Annotated in this window: 20 protein-coding genes; 9 read left to right on the forward strand and 11 right to left on the reverse strand. The window is 72.1% G+C overall.

All coding sequences use genetic code 11. The features are described from left to right. Nucleotides 1–264: 264 nt before the first annotated feature. The 3 genes from WME96_RS07510 (at nt 265) to WME96_RS07520 (ending at nt 3,012) form a co-directional block, all read left to right on the forward strand. Nucleotides 265–1,356: a hypothetical protein gene (locus tag WME96_RS07510; protein ID WP_437289482.1), complete on the forward strand. Its 1,092-nt coding sequence runs from the start codon at nt 265–267 to the stop codon at nt 1,354–1,356. A 389-nt stretch (nt 1,357–1,745) separates the two neighbouring features. Next, nucleotides 1,746–2,609 carry a HipA family kinase gene (locus WME96_RS07515; RefSeq protein WP_437289483.1) on the forward strand — a complete coding sequence of 288 codons (864 nt, stop codon included), beginning with the start codon at nt 1,746–1,748 and terminating at the stop codon, nt 2,607–2,609. Then, nucleotides 2,590–3,012, forward strand: coding sequence for a DUF3037 domain-containing protein (locus WME96_RS07520; protein WP_437289484.1), 423 nt, complete (start codon nt 2,590–2,592; stop codon nt 3,010–3,012). The genes WME96_RS07515 and WME96_RS07520 overlap by 20 nt, the downstream gene beginning before the upstream one ends. Nucleotides 3,013–3,037: 25 nt before the next feature. On the opposite strand, the gene WME96_RS07525 is transcribed toward WME96_RS07520, so the two are convergent. Further along, a complete protein-coding gene (locus tag WME96_RS07525; protein ID WP_437289485.1) occupies nt 3,038–3,961 on the reverse strand; it encodes a DUF808 domain-containing protein in 924 nt (307 codons plus the stop codon). Between the two features lie 406 nt (nt 3,962–4,367). On the opposite strand from WME96_RS07525, the gene WME96_RS07530 reads away from it, so the two are divergent. Next, complete coding sequence (locus tag WME96_RS07530) at nt 4,368–4,940, forward strand: NADPH-dependent FMN reductase (protein WP_437289486.1); 573 nt, start codon at nt 4,368–4,370, stop codon at nt 4,938–4,940. A 58-nt stretch (nt 4,941–4,998) separates the two neighbouring features. On the opposite strand, the gene ylqF is transcribed toward WME96_RS07530, so the two are convergent. From ylqF to WME96_RS07555, 5 genes are all read right to left on the reverse strand, one after another. Then, complete coding sequence (ylqF, locus tag WME96_RS07535) at nt 4,999–5,898, reverse strand: ribosome biogenesis GTPase YlqF (RefSeq protein WP_437289487.1); 900 nt, start codon at nt 5,896–5,898, stop codon at nt 4,999–5,001. Between the two features lie 35 nt (nt 5,899–5,933). Beyond that, on the reverse strand, nt 5,934–6,644 hold the full coding sequence (locus WME96_RS07540; protein ID WP_437289488.1) for a DsbA family oxidoreductase: 711 nt from the start codon (nt 6,642–6,644) through the stop codon (nt 5,934–5,936). Between the two features lie 156 nt (nt 6,645–6,800). Next, nucleotides 6,801–8,495, reverse strand: coding sequence for a rhomboid family intramembrane serine protease (locus WME96_RS07545; protein WP_437289489.1), 1,695 nt, complete (start codon nt 8,493–8,495; stop codon nt 6,801–6,803). A gap of 162 nt (nt 8,496–8,657) precedes the next feature. Further along, on the reverse strand, nt 8,658–10,409 hold the full coding sequence (locus WME96_RS07550) for a serine/threonine-protein kinase (RefSeq protein ID WP_437289490.1): 1,752 nt from the start codon (nt 10,407–10,409) through the stop codon (nt 8,658–8,660). A gap of 274 nt (nt 10,410–10,683) precedes the next feature. Continuing rightward, the gene (locus tag WME96_RS07555; protein ID WP_437289491.1) at nt 10,684–11,469 is read right to left on the reverse strand and encodes an endonuclease/exonuclease/phosphatase family protein; all 786 of its coding nucleotides are present in this window, start codon (nt 11,467–11,469) and stop codon (nt 10,684–10,686) included. Nucleotides 11,470–11,642: 173 nt separating this feature from the next. Between WME96_RS07555 and WME96_RS07560 the strand changes: the two genes are divergently transcribed. Further along, nucleotides 11,643–12,077, forward strand: coding sequence for a GNAT family N-acetyltransferase (locus WME96_RS07560; RefSeq protein ID WP_437289492.1), 435 nt, complete (start codon nt 11,643–11,645; stop codon nt 12,075–12,077). Beyond that, complete coding sequence (locus tag WME96_RS07565) at nt 12,074–12,961, forward strand: SDR family oxidoreductase (protein ID WP_437289493.1); 888 nt, start codon at nt 12,074–12,076, stop codon at nt 12,959–12,961. Before WME96_RS07560 ends, WME96_RS07565 begins: the two co-directional genes overlap by 4 nt. Nucleotides 12,962–13,018: 57 nt before the next feature. On the opposite strand, the gene WME96_RS07570 is transcribed toward WME96_RS07565, so the two are convergent. The 3 genes from WME96_RS07570 to WME96_RS07580 all read right to left on the reverse strand — a co-directional run bounded on the left by WME96_RS07570 (nt 13,019) and on the right by WME96_RS07580 (nt 15,430). Next, nucleotides 13,019–13,864, reverse strand: coding sequence for a PPK2 family polyphosphate kinase (locus WME96_RS07570; protein ID WP_437289494.1), 846 nt, complete (start codon nt 13,862–13,864; stop codon nt 13,019–13,021). Between the two features lie 97 nt (nt 13,865–13,961). Beyond that, a complete protein-coding gene (gene otsB / locus WME96_RS07575; protein ID WP_437289495.1) occupies nt 13,962–14,771 on the reverse strand; it encodes a trehalose-phosphatase in 810 nt (269 codons plus the stop codon). A gap of 176 nt (nt 14,772–14,947) precedes the next feature. Then, nucleotides 14,948–15,430, reverse strand: coding sequence for a hypothetical protein (locus WME96_RS07580; protein ID WP_437289496.1), 483 nt, complete (start codon nt 15,428–15,430; stop codon nt 14,948–14,950). Nucleotides 15,431–15,614: 184 nt separating this feature from the next. On the opposite strand from WME96_RS07580, the gene WME96_RS07585 reads away from it, so the two are divergent. Beyond that, nucleotides 15,615–17,108 carry an MFS transporter gene (locus WME96_RS07585; protein WP_437289497.1) on the forward strand — a complete coding sequence of 498 codons (1,494 nt, stop codon included), beginning with the start codon at nt 15,615–15,617 and terminating at the stop codon, nt 17,106–17,108. Between the two features lie 38 nt (nt 17,109–17,146). Next, nucleotides 17,147–18,217 (forward strand): ABC transporter substrate-binding protein, encoded by a 1,071-nt coding sequence (locus WME96_RS07590; protein ID WP_437289498.1) that lies wholly within the window; start codon nt 17,147–17,149, stop codon nt 18,215–18,217. A 30-nt stretch (nt 18,218–18,247) separates the two neighbouring features. Here the strand turns inward: WME96_RS07590 and cynS are convergent, their stop codons facing one another. Then, nucleotides 18,248–18,691: a cyanase gene (gene cynS / locus WME96_RS07595; protein ID WP_061617598.1), complete on the reverse strand. Its 444-nt coding sequence runs from the start codon at nt 18,689–18,691 to the stop codon at nt 18,248–18,250. A gap of 75 nt (nt 18,692–18,766) precedes the next feature. After that, nucleotides 18,767–19,732 carry an STAS domain-containing protein gene (locus WME96_RS07600; RefSeq protein WP_437289499.1) on the reverse strand — a complete coding sequence of 322 codons (966 nt, stop codon included), beginning with the start codon at nt 19,730–19,732 and terminating at the stop codon, nt 18,767–18,769. Nucleotides 19,733–20,122: 390 nt separating this feature from the next. Between WME96_RS07600 and WME96_RS07605 the strand changes: the two genes are divergently transcribed. Next, nucleotides 20,123–20,725 carry a hypothetical protein gene (locus WME96_RS07605; protein ID WP_437289500.1) on the forward strand — a complete coding sequence of 201 codons (603 nt, stop codon included), beginning with the start codon at nt 20,123–20,125 and terminating at the stop codon, nt 20,723–20,725. The last annotated feature ends 148 nt before the right edge of the window (nt 20,726–20,873 follow it).

Here is a 20,873-nt window from a genome sequence, read left to right on the forward strand (position 1 = left end):
GACTCCTCACCTGTCGTTCTGTGCCTGTGTTCCGGCGCACCTCCCGCGCTCGCGGCGAGGCCGACGATCGATGATCGCCCGGCGCGCGGAGCGCCCCTTCCCGTTCGGAAACATCCACCTGCGCCGTTGAGAAAATTCCGGCTTCGGGATAACGTCGCGCACGCGCGGCGGGTTCAGAGCGAGCTCGGGTACGGCGAGAGCAGACACAGCGAACGGCGATCTCAGCCGCGCGGCCCGCGTGGGACAGATTAGAGAGAGGGTGCGATGAGATCAGGTCTTTCTTTGGCGGTGTGTGGATTGCTGTTCGGCGCGTTCGCCATGGCGGGTTGCGGCGATGACGACGGCGGCGGCAGCGGCGGCGCCGGCGGGGCCGGCGGGAGCACCTCTTCCAGCTCCAGCACGTCGGCGAGCTCGACGAGCTCCAGCTCGGCCAGCTCGGGGTCCGGCGGCGAGGGCGGCGGAGGCGGTGAGGGGGGTGCGGCCGAAGGCGGCGGAGGCGCGGGCGGCGCGGCCGAGGGCGGCGGTGGCGCGGGTGGCACGCCGGACATCGGTCCCGGCCCCGAGGAGAGCTGCTCGGGTTGCGCCCGGCTGGCCGTGCCCCTCACAGCGGCCAGCACCGGGACGCTGTTCCAGTTCGACTATCCGGACCTCATCGACCTGACCGGCGCGATCGTCACGTTCCGCGTCAAGGCTCACGCCGCCACCGGCGGTGGCGTGCAGACGTACGTCCAGAACGGCGGTGCGCAGAACTGGGCGGGCGTCCCCTGGGCGTGGACGAACCTCAGCGACCTCGGCGAGTGGACGGAGCTCACCATCAACGTCGATGAAGCCGCTGCGGCGAACGCGACGTTCGACAAGGCCGCGGTGAGGCGCATCGGCATCAAGGTCGATGCGGGCACCGAGGGGCCCTGGGCCAATCCGACCGTGGTCTACATCGACTCCATCACCGTCACGCGCTCCGGCGGCACGAGCGGTGAGGGCGGCGCCGGCGGCACGAGCGGCGAGGGCGGGGCCGGCGGCACGACCGGCGAGGACGGCGCAAGCAGCACGACCGGTGAGGGTGGCGCAAGCAGCACGACGGGCGTCGGCGGGGCCGGCGGCACGAGCGGCGAGGGCGGCGCCGGCAGCACGGCGGGCGCTGGCGGCGCCGGCGGCACGAGCGGCGAGGGCGGCGCCAGCAGCACGACGGGCGTCGGCGGGGCCGGCGGCACGAGCGGCGAGGGCGGCGCCGGCGGCGCGAGCGGCGAGGTCGTTCATGTGGTCGGTCCGTTCGAGTTCACGAGCGACCTGCAGGGATTGCTGCTCGGTGACTACATGACCGTGCCGGGATCCAGGGTGGATTACCTCGGCGAGTGAACCAGGACGCGTGCGGCGCTCGCCCTCGCGCTGCTGCGCGGAGCGAGCGCCCGGCCCGCCTTCACGAGCCTCCCGGGCGCCTTCAGGCGCGACCCAGCTCGATCCACCTTCCCTGTTTCACCTGATGTGACTGCGCGCCCGCCGTCGGTGCTGGCCGCGGCGTCGCCGTGCGATCCGCCGGACCGGCGCGCGTCGGCGCCTGCCGGATCGGGGGGCGCCGCGAACAGGAGCCCTGCGAACAGGAGACAGGCGACGATCGGCGTCCAGATCGGATTGACCCCCTGCGCGGCCACGAAGGCGCGCGTCGGGCGGTCGCCATCCGCGATGACGAGGCCTGTCTTGATGTAGAACTCGGTCCGAGCTGCCTCGCGCAGCCAGTCAAGGTCCGCATGATCCGAACCGTCCACACGACCCGCTACGTCACCCCGCTCCGTGAGGGCGGCTCGCTCCCGGCGATCGTCGAGGCGGACGACGACGGGCTCTATGTCGTGAAGTTCCGCGGCGCCGGCCAGGGGCCCAAGGCGCTCATCGCGGAGCTCGTCGCCGGCGAGATCGGGCGCGCGCTCGGCCTGCCCGTGCCGGAGATCGTCTTCATGGAGCTCGACCCGGAGTTCGGGCGCGCCGAGCCGGACCCGGAGCTCTCTCACCTGCTCTCGGCGAGCGCCGGCCTGAACCTCGCGCTCGACTACCTGCCCGGCTCGTTCGCGTTCCAGCCGCTCGCGGGCGCCGAGATCGACCCGGCGCTCGCGTCGGCCGTCGTCTGGTTCGACGCCTTCGTGAGCAACGTCGACCGGACGCCCAAGAACCCGAACCTGCTCCTGTGGCACCGCCGCCTCTGGCTCATCGACCACGGCGCGGCGCTCTACGTCCACCACGCCTGGACCGACGCGACCGACCCGCTCGCCGACGCGCCCGATCGGTTCCCCCTCATCAAGAGCCACGTGCTGCTCCCGTTCGCCCGCGACATCGCCGCGGTCGACGCCGCCCTCGGCGCCCGGCTCACGCCCGAGCGCATCGCGACGATCGTCGCCGCGATCCCGGACGCGTGGCTGGTCGAGCCGGAGCCGCCGACCCGGCCGGTCAGCGAGCGGGCTTCGGCGTTTCACAGCCTCGATGAGGGCGAGGCGCCGCCGCCCTCCGCCGCGCCGAGCGCCGAGGCGCGGCGCGCGAAGTACGCCGCGTACCTCACCCACCGCCTCGCGTCGCCGCGGGGCTTCGTCGAGGAGGCGCTCGATGCCCGCACCCGGCGCTAGCCCTCCGCGCGCGCGCGGCGCCGCCGACGCCTTCGACTACGCCGTGCTGCGCGTCGTCCCGCGCGTGGAGCGCGGCGAGCGCGTCAACGTCGGGGTGGTCCTCTTCTGCCGCGCGCGGGGGTTCCTCGAGGCGCGGACCGAGCTCGACGAGCGGCGCCTGCTGGCCCTGTGGCCCGCCCTCGACCTCGAGGCGGTCCGCGGCCACCTCGACTTCGTCCGCCGCGTCTGCGCGGGCGACGCGGCGTGCGGCTACGTCGCCGGCCTCCCGCAGGCCGAGCGCTTCGGCTGGGTGGTCTCCCCGGCCAGCACCATCGTCCAGCCCTCGCGCGTCCACGCCGGCCTCTGCGCCGACCCGGCCACGGCGCTCGACGGGCTGCTCGCGGCGCTGGTGCTGCCGGACTGAGCGGCCGGCTGAGCGGCGGCCGCGCTCAGTGGTCGTCCTTGTCGCGGCCCAGCGCCTTCTTCACGGCGGTCACGACCCCCAGCAGCACCGCGCCGGCCACGACGCCGACCACGGCGTTGGCCAGCGACGGCACGATCGCGCCGAGCACGGGGCCGGCGCCCTCGGTCATGCCCTCGATGTGGTGGTGCAGCATCGGCACGCCGTGCGTGAGGATGCCGCCGCCGACCAGGAACATCGCCGCCGTGCCGGCGACCGACAGGGCCTTCATCAGCCAGGGCGCCGCCTTCAGGATGCCGCGGCCGAGCGACTGCTGTCCCGGGTTGCTCTGGCGGCTCAGGTAGAGGCCCAGGTCGTCGAGCTTGACGATGCCGGCGACCAGCCCGTAGACGCCGACGGTCATGACCAGGGCGATGCCGGTCAGCACGGCGACCTGCGTGCCGAACGGCGAGGCCGCCACGGTGCCCAGCGTGATCGCGATGATCTCGGCCGAGAGGATGAAGTCGGTGCGCACCGCGCCCTTGATCTTGTCCCTCTCGAACTCCACGAGATCGATCTTCGGATCGGTGATCGCCTGCACCCGCTCGGCGCGGCGGGCCTCGTCCTCGTGCTCGGTGTGCAGCAGCTTGTGGGCGATCTTCTCGAACCCCTCGTAACAGAGGAAGGCGCCGCCGAGCATCAGCAGGGGGGTGATGGCCACGGGCACGACGGCGCTGATCGCCAGCGCCGCCGGGACCAGGATGGCCTTGTTGATCAGCGAGCCCTTGGCCACGGCCAGCACGACCGGCAGCTCGCGGTCGGCGGTGACGCCGGTCACCTGCTGCGCGTTCAGCGCCAGGTCGTCGCCCAGGACGCCGGCGGTCTTCTTGGCGGCCACCTTGGTCAGCACGGCCACGTCGTCCAGCACGGTGGCGATATCGTCGATCAGGGCGAGCAGGCTGCTTCCGGCCATGGAGTGAGGTCCTCGTCGAAGGGATGGGGTGGATGGCGTCGCGGCGTCGCCCCTGGCGTCCGCCGCGGCCCGCATGGTAGCGGGCGCCGGCCGTCGCCGGGTCGAAGATCCTGGACGTTCACGTCGACCGGCGAGGCTAGCACGCGCGGCTCGGCCGGGGCGTTGGCGCGCGACCGCACGGCGCGCGGCGCGCGGCGCTCCGATCGGGATGCCCCGCGGCCGACCGGCTGCGGGCGCCGGCCCGCCGGCCGCGGCCTGCCGCGTCGTCGACGTGGGCCGGGCGACGCGGCCCGCCAGCGCGCGCCCTGACGACCGATTGGACACTGTCCAATGCGTTGGCGCGTGATCCGACAGAATGGACACCGCGGCTTACCTTGATCGCATCTGGAGGTCGGAGGAGGCCGTCATGAGGATAGGCATATTGCTCGGCAGTACGAGGAGCGGAAGGCAGTCGCACAAGGTCGCGCGTCACCTGGAGAGGGAGCTGCAAAAGAGGAGCGTCGCCACGGACCTGATCGATCTGGCCGAGAGCTCGCTGCCGATCCTGGACGAGCGCGCCGGCCGTCACCCGCAGCTCCAGGCGAGGATCCAGGGCCTGAGCGCGCGGCTCCACGAGGCAGATGGGCTGGTGTTCGTGACGCCGGAGTACCACGGGAGCTTCTCCGGCGTGCTGAAGAACGCCCTGGACTACTTCTGGGAGGAGTTCAACAAGAAGCCGATCGGCGTGGCCGCGGTCTCGGCGGGGAAGCTGGGGGGCATCAACGCGTCGACCCAGCTCCAGCACGTGATCCTGAGCCTGGGAGCCTTCCCGCTGCCCATCAAGCTGCTCGTCCCGGAGGTGCATGACGCCTTCGACGAGTCGCTCCAGGCGAAGGGCGAGCAGATCGAGAAGTCGACCGCGAGGTTCCTGGACGATTACCTGTGGTTCGCTCGCGCGATCGTCGACGCGAAGCGCGCCGCGTCCGAGCGGGCGGCGTAGCGACGGAGGCGCCGCCGCGGGGAGATCGGCTGGACCGACCGCGCCTGCGCGGCGCCGCTCAGGCGCTCTCCTCGATGCCCGACGGCTCTTCCAGCCCCGGCGGCTCTTCCAGGCTGATGCGCCCGAGCCGGCCGGCGCGGAAGTCGTGGACCAGGATGTCCGACGCCTTGTGCAGATCCACCGCGCCGCCGCCGCGCAGGCAGCCGCGGCGGCGGCCGATCTCCTCGATCAGCGCGGCGGCCGTGGTCGGGAGATCCGTCAGCTTGTAGCGGGCGGCGAGGAGCTCCGGATAGCGCCGCAGGAAGTACCCTGCCGCGAAGTGGGCGACGCTCTGGTAATCGATCGCCGTGTCGGGGATGGCCCCGCCCACGGCCAGGCGGAACGAGGCCGCCTCGTCATCGATCTTGGGCCAGAGGATCCCCGGGTTGTCGGAGATGGCCATGCCGCTCTTCAGGGTGACGAGCTGCTGGCTCTTCGTGACCGCGGGCTCGTCGCCGACCTTGGCCACCTTGCGCTCCATGAGCGTGTTGATCAGCGTCGATTTACCGACGTTCGGGATCCCCACGATCATCGCCCGCACCACCTTGCCAGGGCCGTTCTTGGGGGGCACGAGGCGCTTGCAGAGCTCCGGGATCCGGCGCCGGGCCTCGGACGACTGGCTCGCGGAGATCGCGATCGCGAGCACCTGGCCGCCGGCGGGCGCCCCCCCGGACGGCGCCGGGTGCTCCGCCTCGAGGTGACGGAGCCACGCCTTCGTGACGGCTGGGTCCGCGAGATCGCTCTTGTTCAGCACCTTGATGCACGGCTTCTGGCCGCGCAGCTCGGCCACGACGGGGTTCTCGCTGGCCCGCGGCATGCGGGCGTCGAGCACCTCGATGATGACGTCCTGCGACGGCATCGACTCGGCGATCGCGCGCCGAGCCTTGGTCATGTGGCCGGGATACCATTGAATCGACATCGGTCGCCTGTCGCAGCTCTACCACGCGCCGTGGCTCAGGCGCACCCGTCCGGGCCGCAGGCGGCGCCCTCGGCGAGCGCCTGCTCGGGCTCGGCGGCCGCCTCGTCCCACGCCCGCTGGAGCACGCCGAGGAGGGCCTCCGCCGGCTGCGCGCCGGAGACGCCGTACCGCCCGCCGACCGCGAAGAAGGGGACGCCCGTGACGCCGATCGCGCGCGCCTCGGCCTCGTCGGCCCGCACCTCGCGCGCGAAGGCGTCGCTCGCGAGCGCCGCGCGGACCTCGGCCGGGTCGAGCCCCGCCTCGCCGGCGAGGCGCGCGAGCACCTCCGGGTCGCCGATGGCCTCGCCCTCGATCATGTACGCCCGGAGCAGCCGCTCCTTCACGGCGTCCTGCACGCCGCGCTCGGCCGCGAGGTGCAGCACGCGATGCGCGTCGAAGGTGTTGCCGGGCCGGACCTTCTCGAAATGAAACTCGAGCCCGTCCGCCGCGGCCACCTCGGTCATCTGCCGGATCATGCCCTCGGCCCTGGCGACCGAGGTGCCGTACTTCCTGGCGAGCCGCTCGGCATAGGAGACCTGGGCGTCGAGGACGCGCTTCGCCGCGGGATCCAGCTCGAACGCGCGCCAGACGACCTCGACCGCATCCCGGTGCGCGAACCTGGCGAGCGCGGCCTCGAGCCGGCGCTTGCCCACGTAGCACCACGGGCACGCGATGTCGGACCAGACCTCGATACGGAGCTCCTTCATGGCGGTCATGGTAGGTCGCCGCGGCGCCTCCGGCCAGGCGCGTCCGGCGCCTGCTGACGCGAGGAGCGCACCCGGCGAGAGCGCGAAAGCAGCTGTTCCACAGGTCAGGTCTCCGCCCGTCGTTCGCCTGCGATGCCGGCCGCGCCCCGCCGCGCCTCATTGCGGCGCGAGCGTCGCTGCCACCCTGTCCTCGATACCGGCCCAGGACGCCGGCCGATCCGCCGCCACGTAGGCCTTGAGGAGCACGTCCCGGTCCTCGAGCGCGACGACGTAGGTCACCAGCTCTAACCCGTTCTCGTGCTTGTGCCGGACGCTCAGCGCCGGCCTTCCGCCCAGCGTGAGGCGTGTCGCCCGGCTCTTCGTGACGGCGGCCTCCGGCGGCTCCGCGTCGAGCGCCTTGCGCCCCTGCTCGAGGTGCTCGTCGATCTGATCGGGCGTCATCCCGTCCGGGCGCGGGAGCACGGCGAGCTGGAACATCATCGGCGTCTCGGGCAGCCGCCCGTAGCTGTGGAGGCGGAGGCCGTCCAGCTCCTCCACGGACGTGGTCCTCGCGAGCGTCTCCGGCAGGTCCAGCGCGACGCCGACGTCCGCGACCGCGGTGCGCTCCAGCGCCGGCGGCGCGGCGAGCTCCCAGGGGCGGCCGGCGGCGAGCGCCGCCACCACGGACAGCGCCATCGCCGCGCCCGTGAGGGCGGCCGCGGCCGTGAGGAGGGGCCGCGGCCTCGGCTCGGCGTCGGAGGGACGTTCGCGCGCGCGCTGCTCGACCGGCGTGAGGCCCCGGGGCAGGACCGTGACGACGAGCGCGAAGCCGACGACGCCGCCGCCGAGGTGCGCGAGCAGGTCGATGCCGGGCTGGAGGCTGTACACGAGGTTGAGCCCGAGCGGCCACCAGGCGCGGCTGCGCATCTGCGCGATCATCGCGGGGGGCAGGAGCCCGTGGGGCCGGAGCGCGATGCCGATGCCGGCCGTCATGAGGCCCCAGATCGCGCCCGAGGCGCCCACGCCCCACCGGCCCTCCGCGAACGCGCTCGCGCTCGCGCTCGCGATCGACCCGCCCAGCGCCGAGGCGCCGTAGAGCAGGAGGAAGCGCCGCGGGCCGAGGAGCGCCTCGAGCATCGGGCCGAGCGACCAGAGCGCCACCATGTTGACGAGGAGGTGCACCACGTCGGCGTGCAGGAAGGCCGAGGCGAGGAGCCGGTAGACCTCCCCGCGGCGCACCGCCTCACCGCTGTTCGCGCCCATGCGCCACAGCGCCAGCTCGTGCGTGCCGGGGCCGAAGGCGTAGCTCACGGCGAGGAGCGCGGCGCACGCGATCATGATGGCCACGGTGACGCGGCGGGTGCCGGTCAGGCGGTCGACGATCGCGCGCTCCTGCTGCGCGAGCGCCCGGCCTTCCGCGAGCGCCCGGTCGAGCGCCTCGGGGTCGAGCGAGCCCACCTCGGCGAGGCGCGCGCAGGCCTCCTCGAGGGCCGGCAGGGCCTGCCCCTTGACGCGCGCGAGCGCGCCCGCGGCGTCGACGTGGTGGAAGCCCATCCGCACGGGCTGGATGAGCGGCGCCGCCCTGGCGAGCGCGGCCCGGCCCGCGGCGGCGTCGCCGCCCACCACGACGAAGTGCGTCGGCGGCCCTCCGGGGCGCGTCGCCTTCACCAGGGGCTCGATCCGGGCGCGGATCTGATCGGCCGAGGCGCCGTCCGCCGCCGTGACGAGCACGAGCCGGAGGGGCGCCGCGCGCCCGACGAGCTCCGAGACGCCCGCGTCGCTGCCGAGGAGCACCAGGTCGCCCCGCCCGACCAGCGCGGCGAGCAGGCGTCCGTGCCGATCCGCCGTCTCGTCCCCGGTCCCAGTTTCCATGTGCGGAAGCTCCACCAAGCTGTCGTCTCCTCCTGCTGCGGGCGGCCGCGCCGCGCGCGCGGCCCTGCGGCGGTCGCGCCGCGAGCCTAGCCGAAAGGCCGCGCGGGCAGGATCGCGAAGCGCGCCCGGCGCGCCGCGCCGAGCGCCTCGGGACCCTCGATCTCAGCGCGAGGACGCGGAGACCGCCTGCGTCGCGTCCGGCGCCGTCCCGCGGCGGAGCGCCTCCGTGACGCCTGGCAGCTCCCGGACCCAGTCGCGCTTCGGGCTGTTGCGCATCATCCAGGCGACGGCGTCGTTCACGGTGCTGAAGACCTCGTAGCGCAGCCGCGAGCGGCTCAGCAGGATGAACTCGATGGCCACGTTGCGCACGAGCGACGCCTTGAAGCCGTGCCCCTCGAACACCAGCGCCGCGTACATCCCGTGGGCGGCGAGCTCCCTGGAGAGCTCCGCCAGCGCGAGCCGGGCCTCCTTTCCGACCTGGATCATGTTCTCCTCGAGGATGACCAGCGTCGCCTGCAGCCCGCCCCCGTGCTCGCGCAGGACGCTGCGGACCCCGCGCACCGCCGCCGGCGTCGTGTGCCGGTGCCAGATCTGGAAGAGCACGCCCTTCCACGTGGCCACGCAGTGATCGTCATCCATCGCGTGGAGGATCGGCTCCGTCGCCCCGCCGTTGCCCTGGCCGCGGTACAGCGCCGCGCTCGCGGGGGGCGCCGGGTAGGCGGACTCTGGCCGCGCGCGCTCCGGATCCCCGGGCTGCCTGTCTGCAGCGCGGCTTTCGTCCTGCGCCGCCAGCCGGCCCGCGCCGTCGAGGGGGTGAGCGCCCGCCGCCGCGCCGGCGAGGGGGGCAGCGTCCGCCGCCGCGCGATCGTCGTTGCCCTGGAAGCACGAGACAGCGACGGTCTTGCTGTGGGCGTGGCTCGGCGGCTGCGTCTGCTCCCCGCCCGTGCCGCCGAAGGAGGCTCCCGGTCGCGGGGGCCCGCTGCGGCGGCGCGCCTCCGCGGCGCCGGGCGCGGGCGGCCCGTCCGGGAGCGAGAGCGCGGCGGCGTCGAGGAGGCGCTCGAGGGCGGGCCACATCGTGGAAGCGCTGGTGAACCGGGCGAACGGGTCGCGCGCGACGCAGCGGGCGAACCATGCGTCGAACCCCGCGAGGAGCGGCGGGAGCCCGCGCTCGGCCGCGCGCCGGCTCGCGGCGGGGATGGGGTCGAGCACGATCTCCCGGAGCAGCGCCGGTAGCCCGCGGCCTTCCCAGAAGACCTCGCCCGTGAGGACGAAGAACGCGAGGAGCCCATAGGCCCAGACGTCGCTCTGGGGGAGCGCCGCGTGGCTCATGCCCGCCTGCTCGGGGGCCATCCAGAGGGGCGTGCCGACGGCGCCCGTCATGGAGTCGCGCGCCTGGTCGATGATCTTGGCGATGCCGAAATCGAGGAGCTTGACCCGCGGCGGGGCGCCGTCGCCGGCGTCTTCGAGGAAGACGTTCTCGGGCTTGAGATCGCGGTGGACGATGCCCGCGTCGTGCGCGGCCTCCAGGGCGCGCCCGAGCTGGTCGAGGACGCGGCGCGCCTCGGCGATCGGGAGCGGGCCTCTGCGCGCGACGCAGGCCGAGAGGGTCTCGCCGTGGAGGAGCTCCATCGCGAGGTAGGGCAGGCTCGACGCCGGGTCGACCCCGGCGATGAGCACGTCGACGATGTGCGGCGACCCGATGAGCCCGGGGGCCAGCGCCTCTTGCTCGAAGCGGCGGCGCTGCTCGGGGTCGCCGGCGCGCATCGGGTGCATGACCTTCACGGCGCGCTGGCGCGCGGTGCTGCGCTGGCGGCAGAGATAGACGCTGCCCATCCCGCCCGAGCCGAGCGGACGCACGACCTCGAAATCGCCGCCGATGATGCTCCCAGCGTGCAGGCCGTAAGGTGAGTCCATGGCGCAGGCCGAAAAGATCGCGTAGCGGAGCTCTCCGCGCGCGTCACGCGGCGATGTGGGCGATCGAGCGCTATCGGTCGCCGCTTGAGAGGATCATCACGTCGAGCGAGGTATCTTGTTACAGTGATGTCGCCATGGTTCGACCTCGCCGCAACGATGCATGCCTGTTGCTCGAAGCGTGCTTCGCTGTTGCTCCGGGGGACATCAGGGGTGGGCGGAGGAGCGTGGGCGGCGCGCGACGCGATTCGCGGGCGCGGCGGCGGGTCGCGTGGGCTCAGGCGAGATCGGCGACGACGGCGTGGTGATCGGACGCGGCGCCCACGTCGATGACGTCGGCCATCGAGAGCCGCCCGGACAGCCGCGGTGAGAGGAGCACGTAGTCGGTCCGCGTCTCCACCTGCGCGCCGGCGCGCCCGCGCAGCGCGGTGGCCCAGCGCGGGGAGCTCGGCCGGAGGAGCAGGGCGTCGGTCCAGCCGAACGCCTCGAGGGTGTCCATCGTGTCGAATCGCGGCGGGCTGCCGTATTTCTCGATGCCGGCGGTCGCGAGGCGCGCGTCGAGGTCGGCGGGGTAGGGGTCGCGCCGCGACAGCGCGTTGAGGTCGCCGACGAGCGCCCAGAGGCCCGCGGCGAACCGGGCGGGCGGCACGAGGGAGAGCAGCCAGCGGGCCTCGCTGATCCTGCGGTCCTCGCTGCCGGCGTTGAGGTGGGTGCCGAGCACAACGAGCGGCTCGCCGGCGAGCGAGAGCTCGACCTCGACGAGGCAGTGGGCGAGCGTCTCGGGCGCGTGCACGCGCGCCTGCGCGAGCGGCGTCCGGCTGACGACGACGACGTGGTTGCGCCGGCCGTTCGGCCGCGGGTTGGCGCGGCCGAACACCGCGTGCCGCTCGCCCGCCGGCGCGCCGATCGCCTCCGCGACGGCCCGGAGCCGGGCGCCGTCCTCCTCCCAGCCCACGCACTCCTGGAGGACGAGCAGGTCCGGGCGTGCGGCGGCGACGATCGCGAGGATCGCGTCGAAGCGGTCCTCGCCGCCGAAGAGGATGTTGAAGGTCATGATCTTCATGTCGGGATCAGGCTAGCTCGTCGTGGTGGAGCGGCTCCAGGGCCTGCTGAATCCGGTGGACGCGGCGTTCGTGACAGCGCACAGCGCACGAAGCGCCCGCGGCCCGAGCGCGGGGCCGCCTCTGGGCTGTAGGACGTACGCCGGACGTACGTGATGTAAATGGAGCCGAAGAGATGAGCACCGAGATCCTCCCGATCCGCAGCGACTCTCCGCTGTACGCCGGCGCGCTGCGCCTGCGCCACGAGGTCTTCGTCGTCGAGCAGGCCGTGCCCGCGGACATCGAGGTCGACGAGCTCGACGAGGGCGCGCAGCACTACGTGGTCCTGGAGGGCGAGGAGGTCGTCGCGACGATGCGGATCGTGCCGTACGGGGACGCGCTCAAGGTGGGCCGCGTCGCCGTCCGGAAGGACCTCCGCGGCGCCGGCTTCGGGCGGCGCCTGCTCGAGGAGGCGATCCGCATCGGGGCCGCGCAGGGGGCGCGCGCGCTGGTCCTGGACGCCCAGGTCGTCGCCGCGCCGTTTTACCGCAAGCTCGGATTCATCGAGGAAGGGCCGATCTTCGACGAGGCGGGCATACCGCACGTGCGGATGGTCCGGGTGAATCGATGACCGTGCAGCGGATCCTCCTCGCCGGCGCCACCGGCGCGGTCGGCCTCGAGCTCCTGCGCCTGCTCCGCGCCCGGGGGCACTTCGTGCGCACCCTCTCCCGCGCCGAGGGGAACGCCGCGCGCATCTATGGCCTCGCCTCCGAGGTCGTCGTCGCCGACGCCGCGGCGCCGGGGGCGGTCGCCGGCGCGCTCGACGGCATCGATGTCCTCGTCTCCTGCCTCGGCGCGAATGTCTCGATGTCGCTGCGCGAGCGCAGGAGCTATCACGACGTCGACGTGGTGGCGAACACGCACCTGCTCGAGGCCGCGAAGCGGTCGGGGACAAGGCGCTTTGTCTACCTCTCGGCGCAGCCGGGGCCGGGCTACGCCCACACCCGTTATCTCGCCGCGCACCTCCAGATGGAGGAGCGGATTCGCGCCTCGGGCCTCGCGTTCTCGTTCGTGCGCCCCACCGGCATCTACACCGCGCTGAACGACATGATCACGATGGCCCGCGCCGGCCTCGGCGTGGTGGTCGGCGACGGCCTGGCGAGGACCAACCCGGTGCACCCCGTCGACGTCGCGGAGGCGCTCGCCGAGGTGCTCGCCGGGGGCCCTGACGTGGTGCCCGTGGGCGGGCCCGACGTCATGACCCGCGACGAGGTGATGCGGCTCGCGTTCGACGCCGTGGGCAAGAAGGGGCAGATCGTCCATGTCCCGGCGGGGGTGTTCCGGGCGACGAGCGTGCTGCTCGCGGGGTTCCACCCGCGGCTGTCGGATCTGCTCGAGTTCGTGGCGGCCGTCACGGCGTCCGACTCGGTGGCTCCGGCGCGCGGCACGCGCCCGCTGCGCGCCTGGTTCGAGGCGCTGGCGGGCGTGCAGGCGGGCCGGCAAAGCGACGGTTGATCCCGCGTCTTCGGATCCATCCCTGTCGCCGCGCCCCGGGGGCCATGCCCCGACCGCTCACCCCTTCTGCCGGACTCCCTTCGACTTCCGATACTGCTCGAGCTCCTCGCGCCCCGCCCTCCCGCTCCGATCCAGCGTCTCCAGCCACTCGTCGCGGTGCTCCCGCATCGCCTCGGCCACCGTCTCCGCGACAACGATGTTGCGGTACCACTTGGCGTCCGCCGGGACGATGACCCAGGGAGCGTGCTTGGAGGAGCAGCGCTGGAAGACGTCCTCGTACGCCTCCGTGTACTCGTCCCAGTGCTCCCGCTCCTTCCAGTCGTTCACGTTGAGCTTCCAGGCCGTCGACGGGTTCTCCTCGCGCTCCAGGAGGCGCTTCTCCTGCTCCTTCTTGCTGATGTGCAGGAAGAACTTGATCACGATGGTCCCGTGCTCGGCCAGGAGCTCCTCGAAATCGTTGATGTGGTCGTAGCGCTCGCCCCAGCGCGACTTCGGCTCCAGATCGTGCACGCGCACGACGAGCACGTCCTCGTAGTGGGAGCGGTTGAAGATCGAGAACTCCCCGGCGCGCGGCGCCTGCCGGTGGATCCGCCACAGGAAGTCGTGCTCCCGCTCCTCCTTCGTCGGCACGCCGAACGAGCTCACCGAGACGCCGCGCGGGTTGAGCGCGCCGACAACGTTCTTGATCGCGCCGTCCTTGCCGGCCGCGTCGCGGCCCTGGAGGACGATGAGCACGCTGTGCGTCCGCGCCCCCCACATGAGCTCCTGCAGCTCGAGCAGCTCCTTGCCGAGCTCGTGGAGCCGCTCGGTCGACTCCTGCTTGCTCGCGTCGCGGGGCGGGTCGGTCGAGACATCGTCCAGGCGAAACTTCGAATCGGGCTTCGTGAGTCGCGTGATGGGCATGCGCGTCAGCGTACACCATCCCTCCGCGCCCTTCGCCACCGCGCGTCACGGGCGCGCCGGCAGAGCGCGCTCGCTGGCGAGCCCGCTCAGCGCCCGCTCACGCCGAGCGCAGCGCTGCCGCGCCGACGAGCCCGCCGCGCCGCGCCGCGAGCTCCCGGAGCAGCGCACTCCACGCCTCGGGCTCATCGAGCGTCAGATCGGGCTGGACCCGCGGCACCGGCCGCTCCGACGATGCGATGTACACGCCCACGCCCCCCTTCGCCCGGGCATAAGCGATTGCCGGCTCGTCCGTGGTGTCGTCGCCCGCGTAGACCACCAGCGTCCCCGGCGGCAGCCGCGCCAGCAGGAACGCGAGGGCGCCGCCCTTGTCGTGCGCGGCGTCCCGCGCCTCGTGGATGCTGCGCCCGTCCATGACCTCGAGCCCCCGCCGCCGCGCCGCGCCCGCCCACACCTCGAGCGCGGCGAACGCCGCCGGCCGGTCCTCGGCCGCGACGAGCCGCCAGTGCAGCGCGATCGAGCAGCGCTTGCGCTGGACCCAGAACGCCGGCACCCGCCGCGCGATCTCGTCCGCGTCGCGCTCCAGCGCGTCGAGCAGCTCGACCGGCGCCTCCGCCTCGTACACCAGCGCCCCGCCCGGCGCCGCGATCTCGGCCCCGTGCTCGCCCACGAGCCAGACCGCATCGAGGGCCGCCGTGCGCGCCGTCACGTCGTGGATCGTCCTGCCCGTGACGATCGCCACGGCCGTCCCCGGCGCGCGCGAGAGCGCCTGGAGCGCCTGGAGCGCGACAGGCGCCGCGGCCGCCTCGCCCGAGACCGCGGCGATCTCGGCGATCGTCCCGTCGAAGTCGGTCGCGAGAAGCAACGACGGCGCGGCCGCCGCGCGCTCGATGAACTGGCTAACGTCCATGCTGTTCCGGATCTTACCGCGAGCGGCTTCAGGAAAGCGATTTCAAGCCGCCAGCGCTCCGGAGTGTTTGTGATCTGGACTACGTCTTCAGGGCCGGCCTTCTCGGCCCTTCACGACGTCATGAAGCGCTGCGCTGGCGCTCGTGTCCTGGAAGGCGCGCCGCGCGGAGACCCGCGTCAGAAGCGGATGATGACCTCGTGAACGCGGCGCCCCTCGGTCTTGCCCTCGACGGCGCCCGACCCGTCGTCCGCAGGCGCGGCCTCGTCCGCGGGCGCCTTCTCGGCGGCCGGCTCGTCCTTCTTGCACTCGTACTTCACGCGCCACTCGGTCTTCTGCGTCGTGCTGGTGCTCTCCTGCTTCCGCCGCTTCGGGCCGAAGAAGTCCTTCTCGCGCTGCTCGCTGGACTCCGACGTGGACTCCTCGCCCACCACGGTCTCGCCCTCTTCGACGATCTCGAAGCTCTCGGGGCCGCCGCAGGTCGTGGCCATCGTGGTGTTGGCCTTCTGCATGGCCACCTCGCGGTCACCGAGGATCGCGAGCTCACCGCCGACCTTGGTCCTCCTCACGACGCGCACGTCGCCGTACGGCTTCAAGCCACACCCGGCGGTCGCAGAGAGCGCGAATGATGCAATCAACACATGAATCGCGGGGAATTTCATGCCGTGGACCAGTACCACCCTGGAAACGACGGGAGCAACAACAAAGCGAGGACAACCCCCGTGCAAAGCGTGCTGCTCGCGCCGCCATGCCACGTTGCGAAGCGGCCAGTGGCCCCGGGGCTCACGCCATGGACACCGCCGCGCGCGGCAGTCTCGACCGGGCGCGATGCGGTATGCAAATTTCTTGCGTGAGCGTACCGGCTTGGCGCGCCGGGAGGGCCGCTTCCGCGCGCGACGCCCGCGCTGCGCGGTGGAGCCGGCGCGGCGCAGCGGTGGGGGCCTGCTCGTGCCGGAGCAGCCGATCATCACCGGCTGTTGCCAGGGCAGCAGCGTGCCCCCGGAGGCGCCGCCCTCGCGCGAAGGACGACGCGGCATGGGTGTTGCTGCGCGGGGAGCGCTGCGGCCCGCGCGCGAGGCGCCGGCGCGACAGGCCCGATCCGAGCCGGCTCCCGAGGTCCAACTGCGCTCCTTCATCGACAAGAACCGCTTTCTTCTGGTGTTCGCGGCGCTCTCCTCGGTCATGGGCATCAGCGTCGGCGTGGCCAAGGTGACCACGACGCTGTACGCGATGGAACTCGGGGCGAACGAGGCGCTCCTCGGGCTGATCGCCGGATCGCAGAGCATCGGGGTGCTGCTCATGAGCATCCCCATCGGGCTCCTCGTCGATCACTTCGGGCCCTCGCGGCTGTTCGTGCTGGGGAGCCTCGTGGCCGGGGCGCTCTACATCGCCTTGCCGGCGGTCCCTTCGCCGGTGTTCCTGCTGATCTTCACGACGGCGATCAGCTTCTTCATGCCGATGCGCTTCGTGTCGCTGAGCACCGTGTTCATGCAGCAGCTCGAGACGGTGGGCGAGGGCAAGGCCGGCTGGTACCGCGCGACCCACATGATCGGCATGTTCCTCCTCGGCCCCATGCTCGCGGCCGGGCTCACCAGGGCGATGGGCTTCGCGGGCACCTACCAGCTCATCGGGCTCTCGTTCCTGGTCACCGTGCTGATGTCGCCGCTCGTCTTCGGCCGGTACGCGGCGCGGTCCGCGCCCGGGCGCGCGCTCCGCCTCTCCGGCGTCCGGTCCGATCTCGCCCTGCTCGCGCGGGACATGGAGCTCCGCGGCGTGTGCCTGATCGAGTTTGCGGCCCAGTCGGTCAACTCGTTCTTCATGTTCTTCATCATCCCCATCGGCGTCACCGTCGCTCATCTGACGGCGGCCGACGCCTCCGGGCTGCTCGCGTGGCAGGGCGTGACCTATATCTTCGCGCTGTTCTCGCTGGGCGGCCTCGTCGGCCGGGTCGGGCACGAGCGCGTCTATCTCGCGAGCCTCGTCCTCGTCCCGAGCGCGCTCCTCTTGCTCGGCCTGTCGCGCGATCTCGCCCCGCTCCGCGCCGGCGGCCTGATCCTCGGGCTCGGCCTCGGCCTCTTGCAGATCGCGAACCTCACCCGCATCGCCCGGATCGGCGCGCGGGTGGGGCGGGGGAAGGTGGCCGGCCTGCACGCGCTGGTGGGGCCGTCAGGAGGGCTGTTCGGCAGCACCGTCGGCGGCCTCGTGGGCCGGACCCTGGGGCTCCAGGCCATGTTCCTTCTCCTGTCCGTGCTCTTCGGCGCCCTCCTCGCCATGGCGCGGAGGACGTCGGGCGCGGTGGCGGTGCCCTCGACATCGACCGAGCCCGCGGCCGCCGAATAGCGACCCAGCAGAAGACGCGAGGAGCAGAGGTACGAGCCATGCGCGATCCCCACACGACATCTCGATTCACCGTCGCCCGCCGCTCGATCGTGGCGGCGCTCTGCGCGGCGCTCTCGCTCGCGGCCTGCTCGAAGGCCGAGCCGGGCGGCGGCCCGGGCAACGGCGAGGGGGCCGCGGGCGGCTACGAGGTGCTGGAGCTGCGGCATCAGGGGTTCGCCGGCACGGTCTCGGTGCTCGAGCTGGCGGAGGATCTGGGCTACCTCGCCCCGATCACGCTGAATTACGTGGGCAACACGATCAGCGGGCCGCAGGACATCCAGACGGTGGTCACCGGCGACACCGACGTCGGGCACGCGTTCAACGGCGCGGTGATCAAGCTGATCGCCGCCGGGGCGCCGCTCCGGGCGGTGGTGGGCAGCTACGGGGTCGACGCGAAGCGGTGGAGCGGCTTCTACGTGACCGAGGACAGCCCGATCAAGACCGCGCGGGACCTGCTCGGCAAGAAGGTCGCCATGAACACGCTCGGCGCGCACCACGAGCTCATGCTGAAGGAGTACCTGTCGCGCCAGGGGCTGACGAGCGCCGAGATCGCGCAGGTCACGCTGGTGGTGCTGCCGCCCGTGAGCGCGGAGCAGGCGCTCCGGCAGAAGCAGGTCGACGTCGCGGTCCTCGGCGACGTCCTGCGCGACAAGGCGCTCGAGCGCGGCGGCATCCGGGCGCTGTTCTCGGACTTCGAGCTGTTCGGCGAGTTCACCGCCGGCAGCTACGTGCTGACGACGCGCTTCTTGAGGGAGAACCCGAACAGCGCCCGCAAGCTCGTGGAGGCCGCGGCGCGCGCGATCGAGTGGGCGCGCGCCGCCCCGCGCGACGAGGCGGTCGACCGCCTGCGGAGCATCATCGAGCGTCGGCAGCGCAACGAGGACGCGTCGGTGGTGAAGTACTGGACCAGCATGGGCGTCGCCGGCAAAGGGGGGCTCCTGTCGGCGAAGGAATACCAGATCTGGATCGACTGGCTGGTGAAGGACGGCGAGATCAAGGAGGGCCAGATCAAGCCGGAGGACCTGTACACCAACCAGCTCAACCCGTTCGCGGCGACGCCGGTCCAGTGACGGCGCGTCCCGGTCCGCGCGCGTCGGCCGCTACCATTTGCGGTAGGGCAGGAACTTGCCGTGCATCACGACCCTCACGCGATCGCCCTTCGGATCAGGCATCTTGTCGATGCTCATCTCGAAGTCGATCGCGCTCATGATGCCATCGCCCATCTTCTCGTGGATCAGCTCCTTCAGCGTCGTGCCGTACACCTGCACGATCTCGTGAAAGCGGTAGATGAGCGGGTCCGTGGAGAGCGCCGGGCCGAGTGACCCCTTGGACGGCGGCACCTGAAGCAGGAGCACCGCCTCCGCGGAGAGGCCGAGCAGCTTGCCGGCCGAGGCCGCTTCGTCGGCGCTCATGCTCTGTTGCCCGAGGAGCGCCGAGGTGGTCCACACCTCGCTGCGCCCCACCGCCTCGGCGATCTGCCTCCACGTCAGCTTCCGTTCCAGCTTCGCCGCGACGATCTGCTCGACCAGCTCCATGCGCGTCATGGCGCCACGGTACGAAGGGCCATGTTTCGCGGAGCGCTCCGGACGATGAACTTTCGAGGTGAGCGCCGCGCCGGCTCACCGCGCGCCCGCGCCGCCCCGCGGACTTCCAGGCAGCCTTCTGCCGCTCATGGCGGCCGAGATGCCCGATTGCAAGGTGCTGTAGGTGGCGATGCCGCCCAGATCCACGCCGAGCTCCACCAGGACCTGCGCCATCGGCGGCTGGATGCCGGTGACCAGCACGCGGGCCCCGAGGAGCCGCAGCGCCTGCGCGGCCCGCGCCAGCGCGTTCGCGGCCTGCGTGTCGATCGTCTCCACGCCGGTGACGTCGAGGATCACCATCGAGGCGCCCACCTTCGCGACCCCCTGGAGCAGCCCCTCCAGGATCTGCTCGGAGCGCCGGCTGTCGATCGGCCCGATCAGCGGCATCGCGAGCACGTCGTTCGCCAGCGGCAGGAGGGGCGTGCCCAGGGCGCGGATCGTCTCCTGCTGCGCCGCGATCAGCTCGGCGCTCTGCCGCAGCTCGTCGGCCTTCGCCTCCGCCGCCTGCCGCGCCTGCACCTGCTCGGTGATGTCGACGCCATAGTGGCACACGCCGATGATGGCCCCCGTCCCATCGCGGACGGGCGCGTACACGGCGTTGAACCAGCGCTGCTCCTCGCCGCCTTTCTCGGCGTTGAGCACCTTCACGGGCAGCTCGTTGCCGATGAACGGCTTGCCGGTGCGGTAGACCTCGCCGAGCAGACCGAGGAACCCTTGCTCCACCGCCTCGGGGAGCGCCTCGCCGAGCGGCTTGCCCAGGAGCTGACGCCCCGGGAAGAAAGCGCAGTAGTTCTCGTTCACGAGGGTGAACACGAAGTCGTCGCCCCGCCACATGCAGATGGGTGTGCGTGCATGCATGAGCATGTCGTGGAGGCTCTGGTAGGTCGACCTCATGTCCGCCAGCTCGGCCTGCGCCTTCGCGAGCGCCTTCTCCAGCGCTTCTATCCGCTGCTCCGCGCTCTCGGGCGTGGAGGCACCTGCAGGAGCTGTCTCTTCGATCATGCATTCACCCATGGCGCTGACGCGAGCTCTGATGCTGTGAGGCGCCGGTGCTCCCTCGCTCGCCGTGAAAACGTGGGTGCCTGTCACGCCAGCGGTGGCGCTGCTGTGAGGGGATCGTAGGCGAGCGCTCGCCTGGTGTAAATTGGCGCCATCGGCGCAGCGTGCGCCGTGCGCTGCAGAGCCCGCCGTGCGATGCGCGGGGCAAGGCGCTGTCGGTTTTCCGCTCGACGGCGTAGTGCTGAGCTTGCTAGGCTGCTCCGGTTGGCCGGCGAGCGTCCAGGACGTTCGCGAGCGCGAGATCCCTCGCGGACTGGATCGCGCGCGTGACGCCTCGGGCGCCGCGCCGACGAACGAACCGCCATCTCCCCAGGTTACCGAGAGGAGCTTGAAATGAGAGCCACCACGTGCCTTTCGACCGTCCTCGCGATCTGCATGGCCGCGCTGCTCTGGACAGGCAACGCGGCCGCAAACGACCGCGCGCCGGGCGCGGGCGACAACGCGGCGCGCAAGGTCGCCTGCCACGAAGACACAGAGAGCGTGTTCGTGTTCACGCCCATCGGAGAAAACCAGGTCCTGAGCTACCAGCGGGTGCTGATCGACGCTCCGATCGGCGAGGTCTGGCCGGTGCTCCGCGACATCGAGCGGTTCGTCGATGCCGTCCTCCCCGACCTCGCGCCGACGTTCATGTGGCTGGACGGCGGAGGCCCGGAGACGATCCCGTCGCGCTTCCAGTTCAGCGCGGGCGCCGACACGCTCGTCGAGGAGATCATCTATCGCTCCGAGACGGAGAAGCAGATCCTCGTGCGCCTCGTGGAGCCTGTGCTCGGCATGCAGGAGTATTACGCGTTCGGGGACCTGACCCGGGCCTGCGGCAACAAGACCGTGCTGGAGTACACCCGGTATCTCGAGCTGGAGCCCGGCACCGACATCGAGTTCTTCAGGGCGCTGTTCACCCAGGAGTTCATCGACATTCCGGCGTACTTCGCCGACTAGTTCCGCCCGCCAGGGATGAGGAGAGAATTCAACGCAAAGGCGCAAAAGCGCCAAGGCGCAAAAAAATCAATCATTTCATGCACTTTTGCGTCTTTGCGCTTTTGCGCCTTTGCGCCTTTGCGCCTTTGCGTTGAATCTCGCCTCTCGC

It is taken from the genome of Sorangium sp. So ce406 (assembly GCF_051474675.1).
Classification (GTDB): domain Bacteria; phylum Myxococcota_A; class Polyangia; order Polyangiales; family Polyangiaceae; genus Sorangium; species Sorangium cellulosum_G.

Excerpts from the sequence above, each read along its gene's own strand:
- WME96_RS07570 (WP_437289494.1), bottom strand. The coding sequence starts at position 13,864 with ATGCCCATCACGCGACTCACGAAGCCCGATTCGAAGTTTCGCCTGGAC.
- WME96_RS07590 (WP_437289498.1), top strand. The coding sequence starts at position 17,147 with ATGCGCGATCCCCACACGACATCTCGATTCACCGTCGCCCGCCGCTCG.
- WME96_RS07520 (WP_437289484.1), top strand. The coding sequence starts at position 2,590 with ATGCCCGCACCCGGCGCTAGCCCTCCGCGCGCGCGCGGCGCCGCCGAC.
- WME96_RS07605 (WP_437289500.1), top strand. The coding sequence starts at position 20,123 with ATGAGAGCCACCACGTGCCTTTCGACCGTCCTCGCGATCTGCATGGCC.
- WME96_RS07540 (WP_437289488.1), bottom strand. The coding sequence starts at position 6,644 with ATGAAGGAGCTCCGTATCGAGGTCTGGTCCGACATCGCGTGCCCGTGG.
- WME96_RS07525 (WP_437289485.1), bottom strand. The coding sequence starts at position 3,961 with ATGGCCGGAAGCAGCCTGCTCGCCCTGATCGACGATATCGCCACCGTG.
- WME96_RS07550 (WP_437289490.1), bottom strand. The coding sequence starts at position 10,409 with ATGGACTCACCTTACGGCCTGCACGCTGGGAGCATCATCGGCGGCGAT.
- cynS (WP_061617598.1), bottom strand. The coding sequence starts at position 18,691 with ATGACGCGCATGGAGCTGGTCGAGCAGATCGTCGCGGCGAAGCTGGAA.
- WME96_RS07530 (WP_437289486.1), top strand. The coding sequence starts at position 4,368 with ATGAGGATAGGCATATTGCTCGGCAGTACGAGGAGCGGAAGGCAGTCG.
- WME96_RS07600 (WP_437289499.1), bottom strand. The coding sequence starts at position 19,732 with ATGATCGAAGAGACAGCTCCTGCAGGTGCCTCCACGCCCGAGAGCGCG.
- WME96_RS07545 (WP_437289489.1), bottom strand. The coding sequence starts at position 8,495 with ATGGAAACTGGGACCGGGGACGAGACGGCGGATCGGCACGGACGCCTG.
- ylqF (WP_437289487.1), bottom strand. The coding sequence starts at position 5,898 with ATGTCGATTCAATGGTATCCCGGCCACATGACCAAGGCTCGGCGCGCG.
- WME96_RS07565 (WP_437289493.1), top strand. The coding sequence starts at position 12,074 with ATGACCGTGCAGCGGATCCTCCTCGCCGGCGCCACCGGCGCGGTCGGC.
- otsB (WP_437289495.1), bottom strand. The coding sequence starts at position 14,771 with ATGGACGTTAGCCAGTTCATCGAGCGCGCGGCGGCCGCGCCGTCGTTG.
- WME96_RS07515 (WP_437289483.1), top strand. The coding sequence starts at position 1,746 with ATGATCCGAACCGTCCACACGACCCGCTACGTCACCCCGCTCCGTGAG.
- WME96_RS07555 (WP_437289491.1), bottom strand. The coding sequence starts at position 11,469 with ATGAAGATCATGACCTTCAACATCCTCTTCGGCGGCGAGGACCGCTTC.
- WME96_RS07510 (WP_437289482.1), top strand. The coding sequence starts at position 265 with ATGAGATCAGGTCTTTCTTTGGCGGTGTGTGGATTGCTGTTCGGCGCG.
- WME96_RS07580 (WP_437289496.1), bottom strand. The coding sequence starts at position 15,430 with ATGAAATTCCCCGCGATTCATGTGTTGATTGCATCATTCGCGCTCTCT.
- WME96_RS07560 (WP_437289492.1), top strand. The coding sequence starts at position 11,643 with ATGAGCACCGAGATCCTCCCGATCCGCAGCGACTCTCCGCTGTACGCC.